Origin of the sequence: Pontibacterium sp. (assembly GCF_041587635.1) — a bacterium.
Classification (GTDB): Bacteria; Pseudomonadota; Gammaproteobacteria; order Pseudomonadales; family Balneatricaceae; genus Pontibacterium.
Window position 1 is genome coordinate 1 of sequence record NZ_JBFGYC010000157.1, and the last position, 7,344, is coordinate 7,344.

Annotated in this window: 9 protein-coding genes and 1 other RNA gene; 5 read left to right on the plus strand and 5 right to left on the minus strand. The window is 52.4% G+C overall.

The window, feature by feature from the left end; genetic code table 11:
- The 3 genes from ubiH to ABYW01_RS09665 all read right to left on the minus strand — a co-directional run.
- Positions 1 to 1,052: 2-octaprenyl-6-methoxyphenyl hydroxylase (gene ubiH / locus ABYW01_RS09655; protein WP_372832360.1), on the minus strand; the 1,052-nt coding region annotated here is incomplete at its 3' end.
- A gap of 9 nt (positions 1,053 to 1,061) precedes the next feature.
- Complete coding sequence (gene pepP, locus ABYW01_RS09660; RefSeq protein WP_372832361.1) at positions 1,062 to 2,381, minus strand: Xaa-Pro aminopeptidase; 1,320 nt, start codon at positions 2,379 to 2,381, stop codon at positions 1,062 to 1,064.
- A 2-nt stretch (positions 2,382 to 2,383) separates the two neighbouring features.
- Positions 2,384 to 2,980 carry a UPF0149 family protein gene (locus tag ABYW01_RS09665; RefSeq protein WP_372832363.1) on the minus strand — a complete coding sequence of 199 codons (597 nt, stop codon included), beginning with the start codon at positions 2,978 to 2,980 and terminating at the stop codon, positions 2,384 to 2,386.
- 161 nt (positions 2,981 to 3,141) lie between these two features.
- Between ABYW01_RS09665 and ABYW01_RS09670 the strand changes: the two genes are divergently transcribed.
- The 4 genes from ABYW01_RS09670 to ABYW01_RS09685 all read left to right on the plus strand — a co-directional run bounded on the left by ABYW01_RS09670 (position 3,142) and on the right by ABYW01_RS09685 (position 4,562).
- Positions 3,142 to 3,351, plus strand: a complete 210-nt coding sequence (locus tag ABYW01_RS09670; RefSeq protein ID WP_193952456.1) for a TIGR02449 family protein — start codon at positions 3,142 to 3,144, stop codon at positions 3,349 to 3,351.
- Complete coding sequence (locus ABYW01_RS09675; RefSeq protein ID WP_372832365.1) at positions 3,348 to 3,665, plus strand: cell division protein ZapA; 318 nt, start codon at positions 3,348 to 3,350, stop codon at positions 3,663 to 3,665. Before ABYW01_RS09670 ends, ABYW01_RS09675 begins: the two co-directional genes overlap by 4 nt.
- 116 nt (positions 3,666 to 3,781) lie before the next feature.
- Positions 3,782 to 3,960: non-coding RNA, 6S RNA (ssrS, locus tag ABYW01_RS09680), on the plus strand.
- Between the two features lie 14 nt (positions 3,961 to 3,974).
- Positions 3,975 to 4,562, plus strand: coding sequence for a 5-formyltetrahydrofolate cyclo-ligase (locus ABYW01_RS09685; protein WP_372832367.1), 588 nt, complete (start codon positions 3,975 to 3,977; stop codon positions 4,560 to 4,562).
- A gap of 33 nt (positions 4,563 to 4,595) precedes the next feature.
- Here ABYW01_RS09685 and ABYW01_RS09690 read toward each other — a convergent pair whose 3' ends face one another.
- A complete protein-coding gene (locus tag ABYW01_RS09690; protein WP_255512531.1) occupies positions 4,596 to 4,721 on the minus strand; it encodes a hypothetical protein in 126 nt (41 codons plus the stop codon).
- A 607-nt stretch (positions 4,722 to 5,328) separates the two neighbouring features.
- On the opposite strand from ABYW01_RS09690, the gene ABYW01_RS09695 reads away from it, so the two are divergent.
- Positions 5,329 to 5,844 carry a glycine cleavage system protein R gene (locus tag ABYW01_RS09695; RefSeq protein ID WP_372832368.1) on the plus strand — a complete coding sequence of 172 codons (516 nt, stop codon included), beginning with the start codon at positions 5,329 to 5,331 and terminating at the stop codon, positions 5,842 to 5,844.
- A gap of 115 nt (positions 5,845 to 5,959) precedes the next feature.
- Here the strand turns inward: ABYW01_RS09695 and ABYW01_RS09700 are convergent, their stop codons facing one another.
- Entirely contained in the window at positions 5,960 to 7,156 is a 1,197-nt protein-coding gene (locus ABYW01_RS09700; protein ID WP_372832369.1) for a YbfB/YjiJ family MFS transporter, read from the minus strand.
- Between the last annotated feature and the right edge of the window lie 188 nt (positions 7,157 to 7,344).

The following is a 7,344-nucleotide window of genomic DNA, read 5'->3' on the forward strand; positions in this document are numbered from 1 at the left end:
TAAAATGCCTGCAGAACACCCAGATCACCCACCGGAATCCCCTGTTTACGCGCGCCGATGATCTGATCAGCCAATGCAACCACACCCCGCAGGGCCAGATTGTAGCCCTGACCCGCAATCGGGTGCAGCGCATGTGCAGCGTTACCCAAGACCGCCAGCCCCGCGCGCACCTGTTCATCGGCAACCGCCAGCTTCAGCGGATAGGCATGACGCTCACCCACGTGTACAAAACACCCGGCCCGATAACCAAAACGCTCGTGCAGGCGTTCGATAAATGCATCGTCGTCCAATGCCAGTATTTCTTCGACCCTATCGTCGGGCACCGTCCACACCAGACCACAACGGTGCTGACCACCCTCATCTTCCAGTGGCAACAGCGCCATGGGGCCTGAGTCGGTGAAGCGCTCGTACGCCACACCTTCGTGACTTCGATCAGGACTCACATTGGCGATCACTGCATGCTGGCCGTAAGACGCCTGCTGATAACCGATCCCCATACGTTCGCGCAACTCGGAGCGTCCACCATCCGCCATCACCACCAGCTCAGCGGTCAACTGTTGCACGTCGTCATTGTGCTTCACGCTCAGCCCCATCTGTTCAGCACCGGGCTGGATATCCATCACCTCTGCCGGACAGATAAAATCCACCCGCCCAGCATCTGGCTGCTGCAAACGGTCCAGCAACACCCGGCCCAACCAGTGATTTTCAACCACATAACCCAACGCAGCGACGTGCTCGTCCTCAGCATGTAAACGCGTCGCACCAAAGCGTCCGCGATCAGATACGTGGATATGCTCTATCGGACTCAGATGTTCGCGCAACGTGTCCCAGATACCCATTAGCTCATAGAGGGTACGGGCACCGTACGCCAATGCGGTGGCACGGGAGTCATAGCTGGGCTGATAGACCAGCTCACTGGCTTCCGGCATGGGAAACGCTTCAATGACAGCAATATTCAGATCCAGCTGCTCACTGGCGGGCAACAAGGCGCAGGCCAGACTCGCGCCGACCATGCCACCACCTACAATCACGATATCGTAATGCTGTTTCATCTTTCTGGCCTAGCCCGCCATCAGGGATTCGATCTCAGCAACCTGTTTAGGCACTGCAGCAGTCAGCACTTCGCAACCACCTTCAGTCACCAATACGTCGTCTTCAATACGAATACCGATACCGCGCCAGCGCTCCTCTACCTTGTCATTAAACGGAGAGACATAAATCCCGGGCTCTACGGTCATCACCATTCCCGGTTCCAGCAGACGCCACTGGCCATCCACTTTGTAGTCCCCTACATCGTGTACATCCATACCCAGCCAGTGGCCGATACGATGCATATAAAACTCGCGATAAGCACCCTGCTCAATCAGTTCTTCAACGTCGCCCTGCAACAAACCCAGCCCCACTAACCCTTCGGTGATCAGTTCCACCGAGCGATCATGGATCTCGTTCCAGGGGGTACCCGGACGGACCAGGTCAATACAGGCTTCCTGCGCATCCAGCACCAACTGGTACAGCGCCTTTTGCTCAGCACTGAAGGTTCCACTGACAGGAAATGTTCGGGTGATGTCGCCAGCGTAGTAATCCAGCTCACAACCCGCGTCGATCAACACCAGATCACCGTCGCTCAGTACATCCGCGTTTTCGGTGTAATGCAGGACGCAAGCATTATCACCACCGCCAACAATCGACGGGTATGCAGCCTGCCGGCAACGGTTCACCGCAAAATGATGGGTGATCTCCGCTTCCAATTGATATTCAGTCATACCTGGCTTGCAGATCTGCATCGCACGCACATGCCCCTGTGCAGAGATCTCACCCGCCTGTCGCATCAGATCCGCTTCATCAGACGACTTAAACAGACGCATTTCGTGCAACAGATGATCCAGCATCACCATTTCAGTCGGTGGCACCGCACCCTGACGCGCCTGTGCACGGATAGCATTGAGCCAACCACGCACCTGAGCATCAAGCGCATCGTCACAGCCAATGGCGTAATAGATGCGATCACAACCATCCAGCAAACCCGGCATCTGATCATCGATCAACCCAATGGGATGCGCCTGATCGGCACCATACTCGCTCTTCAGTCCTTCGGGACCGGCACGATAACCGTGCCAGATCTCCATCTCAGGATCACGATCCTGACAGAACACCACACATTCACCTGCTTCACGACCGGGGATCAGTACCAACACCGCATCCGGCTCGTCAAAACCCGCCAGATAATAGAAGTCACTATCCTGACGGAAGGCATAATCCACATCGCGGTTACGGGGGGCCAGCTGAGCAGAGGGCACTATCGCAATACTGTGCGGCTGCATCTGCGCCATCAGGCGCGCACGGCGTTCAGAAAATACGGACTGAGCAAGCAGGCTTTTCATAATCAGTGCACTGTTTTCTGGGGGCTATTGTTAGCAGGCGGTTCCGCTTTATTGCACTCGGCAAACAACATCAGCACCACCATACGGACGTACTCTTCCACTTCCATCAGATCGTTTTCACTGCCATCATCATCGTCAACGCCTGCCACAATCTGCGCAATCTGGTTCAGATCAGCGAACGCTTCTTTGGCTTCTTTCGACAGTGTTTTATCAGTATGTTTACCGTAGAGGCCAAAACCACTCAGAAAACCCTGGCACCACTGTCCCAACCCTTCAGCACGCTGCGCCAGACTTTGTTCTTCATCGGGCACACTCAACTCAAAGATCAGCTCGGGTGCTTCCAGCATCAACAACGTCTGCTGGTACATATCGAGCAACAACACTTTGCTGTTTTCATGCTTAAATGCGGTGATATCCATCAGATCGCAGGCGCTTTGTAAAAGCACTGCAGGTTCCAGACGGGCGCCCGCCGATAAGTGGCCACTCAATAGGCCGTGCAGCTCAGACGGAGAAACAACATGAACGCCTTCGGCAACCATCAGATTAGCGATCAGATCAAAATCCGGCAGTTCCGGTTGTGCATAAGATTCGGATGACATGGATGTGGACTTAAAACCAAGATTGAAATGGACCCGCAGGGCGGGCAATAAAAGATATAGTGCTAATCCTAGCACTTCCCCGACACAGGAGCCACGGACCGGCATTGACCCTCTGGCGGGGGGTCTTTATAGTCCGACAGTTCAGCCGTCTGGAAAATAAAATGAGCGAACAGCATTTAACTATACTGGAACAGAAAGTAGATCAGCTTCTGGCATACTGTGATCAACTGGAACAGGACAACAAACGACTGCGTCAGCAAGAACACGAGCTGAAACAGGAACGTTTACAGATGATCCAGCTAAACGATCAGACTCGCCATAAAGTTGAAGCCATGATTCAGCGCCTGAAAGCCTTGGAGCAAAGTGCATGAGCCAGGATCTAAAAACTGTTTCGATCAGACTGCTGGAAAAAGAGTACAGCATCAACTGTCCGCCAGAAGCGCGCGCCGAGCTAGAGGCTGCCGCGCAGTATCTGGATGATAAAATGGCGGAGATCCGTCATAACGGGAAACTGATTGGCCTCGAACGCATTGCGGTGATGGCTGCTCTGAACATCACGCACGAGCTGATAAAAGAACGCGGGTCGCACGAACAGACACTCAAGGATAATGTTGAGCAGCTCTGCCTGCGCATCGATAACGCGCTGAGTCATGAGACTAAAGAGCCAGAAAATACGATTGATTGAAATCTTTTCAATTGAACAAAAAGTCACCGAAATACAAACAGTTATGAAGAGTGCCTAGCATAACAAAGTTTTATTTCAAGACCTGACATACAACTCAAGACGAGTATAATGTGATTAACTCCCTGAGGTGTTCGACAGCTGGTAACGTCCCTCGAGCCGATAAGCACACCTCCGGAGGTTTCACGCAAGCATTGATGTGCATGTCCGTTTTACGGAAAGCCTAATATGTTTCTGAAGCCGCCACCTTGAACCTTCGGGTTCAGGGCCAGTACCACACCGGCACCCCGGGGAGCCTCTTCACCACACCTTATGAATCCACGTCAGCAACTCCGTCAAGATATCCGTCGCAAACGTCGCGCTTTAACCCGCACCGAGCAGTTGCGCGCAGCCAAACGCCTGCATGCACAATTATGTCGACGCCCCGATTTTATTCGTGCCCGCCATATAGCTCTGTATCTGCCCAATGACGGCGAAATAGATCCACGCCCTTTATTAGAATCTTGCTGGAAGATGGGTAAAAAAACCTACTTGCCGGTACTCCACCCCATTCTGCACAACCGCCTCTGGTTTGTACCTTTCGACCGTCAGACAAAACTCGTGCGAAATATCTATAAAATTGAAGAACCGCCGATCATCAAAGCACCGCGCCGCCCACCTTGGGCATTAGATTTGGTGCTGCTTCCTCTGGTGGCCTTTGATGCTGATGGAAATCGGATGGGGATGGGAGGCGGGTATTATGACCGGACCTTCAGTTTTAAAAGCCGGAGACAAAGCATTCCGGGCCCAAAACTCATTGGACTGGCTCATGAATTGCAGCGCGTAGAACGCCTGCCGGTGGAAAACTGGGATATTCCACTGGCCGGGATCATCAGCGATCAGGCATCTTATCTCGGTTGATAAGTGCCGGCGGTTAAACAATGTTGCTGGTCATTAGTTGCCAGCAACACTTCCTACGATTGAAGGTACATCAAAATCTGCATGGGAAATGCCGGTCATTAACGTGCCGACAACAAAAAACAACACAAGTACCGCAACTAAATCTGGACCTTTCTTCATCTGTCTCTACTTTCCGGTTATGCAGTCAAACGTATGTTTCGATCATAGGATACAACAAAGGCAGCATTCTCCCCGAACGACGAGAATAAGCAAGCCTTTTTCCTGAGATTCAAGAATTATATCGACCAGATCCGCATAAAGTTTAACAACTGCTTCGATCATGTTCGCAAATAACAACTTTGTGACAACGTTCTATAAAAAAGTTCAAAGCAATTACCACCACAATCGACAAAGTTATGACTGACATCAAGATTTGAGCGGCAATGACTGTCACCAGCATCATGCCCTATCCGGTCGGCGGACAAATTTCCCCATCCGGCTCACTATGACGCACGACGTAACTCAACATACTGCACACAAAACCCTGCCCAAAACGATCACAATCTCAGTCAAAACAGCACCTGAGCACTCACAAAACGCCCAGACATATAAGGCCTGCCCGCACCAGCAGCATACGCGCGAATCCATTAAGAACGACGGTAGCTCATCCATGTGCGAAATTTTGGTCTGACACTTCTGTTGCAGCGCGGGAGTGTTATAGTGCTTAAGGTAACTAACAAGAAAAGGCCAGTGGGGACAACGGCCGAAAATACACAGGAGTATTCTCATGATGACATCTCTGGTTCTTACCGTCATCGGTCCGGACAAACCGGGTCTGGTTGAACTACTAGCACAGACCATTGCCGACCATCAGGGCAATTGGCTGGAGTCTGGCATGTCCCGTCTGGCTGGCAAATTTGCTGGCATTTTGATTACAGAAGTACCCGCTGATAAAGCCGAAGCACTGACCGCAGCACTGACTGCGCTCGAAGCCCAGGGCTTGAAAATTGTTACCGAACGTTCCGCGGAAGCCGAAGCTACTGCAGGCCAGAGCTTTACGCTGGAACTGGTAGGTCACGATAAACCGGGCATCGTGCGCGAGATCTCACAGGCACTGGCAAAACGTCACATCAACGTCGAGCGCCTGAGCACCGAACTGACATCCGGCTCCATGTCAGCCGAGCTACTCTTTAAAGCCAGCGCAGACCTGTCAGCCGCAGCCGATACCGATCTGGACGACCTGCAGGACGCTCTGGAAGATATCGCCAGCGATCTGATGGTAGATATCACACTGAACAACTGATTTATCGGCGTGTCATGACATAAAAAAAACCGCACTCAGGCCCAGCCTCAGTGCGGTTTTTTACAACTGATCCACGCTGCTTAGAGCAGCGCAATGCCTACAGGCATGCAAACACCTACACCGCTTCCGGTACCTGACGCTGCTCTTTATTCTCCAACTGTATCAGCACAATAATCAACAGCGTCCCCAGTGCAACAAAGCCCCCGGCCAGAAACAGACCCAGGTCGTAGTTACCATTTTCCCGTGCCAGCATCCCGGTCAATGCTGGCGCCACGATTTGCGCCACACCGTAAGCGAGTGTCATTTTACCCATCAGTTTGGCCGGTTTGGTTGGATAGAAACGCCCCGCCATCGTCAGCACCAAACTCACGCAGCCGATAAAGGTACCACCATAAAACAACGCACTCAGTACCACTCCCAGCATGGAATCCGTCAATGCGGGCAGGACGATCCCTATAATCTGTATGCCATACGCCATCATCAGCGCCCGCAGGTAGCCCACCGCCCGGGCAATCCGATCCCAGAGAATGGCCGCTGGCATCACCGCCAGCCCGATCAGCATAAAGACCCACTGCCCCATTCCTTTAAGTGCTGCCTGCCCTTCGACAATATCCACAATAAAGGTCGCGCTGATGACATAGCCATAACCGGCACAGAAATAGGCAACCAGCATAATCGCCATAAACAATTGGCTCGGTGGCTGATCAACCAATTTGGCCCCGGATACAGTGACGGGACGGGTATCGGGTTGCGGCATCCAAAGCCACGCAGGAATACTCAGCAACAAAGCGCACACGGCAAACCAGATCCACTGCAAGTCCCAGCTCTGAGCCAGATACACTAACAACTCAACCACCGCCGATGCAAAAATGATCCCCACCCCAGCGCCAGCAAAATGGATACCCAGCTCGCCGCGATAATGGTGACGAATCAGCCAGTTCAGGATCAGACCAGAGGCGATCAACATACCGCCGGAACTACTGAGTCCCGAGATAAAGCGCAACACCGCCCACACAATCATATTGTCGGTGAACGCCATCGCGAAGGTGGTCACCACCGCCAACACCAGATACAGGCGATACAGTCGGTCTTTGGTGCGCAGATCACTAACAGACGCCGCCAGCAAAGCACCCGCCATGTACCCCATGTAGTTAAAGGCAGCCAGCCAACCGCCTGCAGCATCGTCCAACCAGGTTTCTGCCTGCATGATCGGTAACAGCGAGGTATAGGAAAAACGCGCGATACCGATCGTAACGATCATGCAAAGCACACCTGCGGCCAACACCTTATAACGTTCAGCACCCGATGACATAAGTGGAGTCTCATTTATTGTTATACGTAGAGGCTTGAGCCTAGACCGCTTTAAATCTCTCCACAAACGAATTATAAAGAACCAAACGTTCTCTATTATAGAACTAAGCAATCACAAGCCTCGGACCTGTCTATGGAACTGCTCGCACTGCGCACACTGAAAGCCGTTGTAGAAGAAGGCGGTATAAA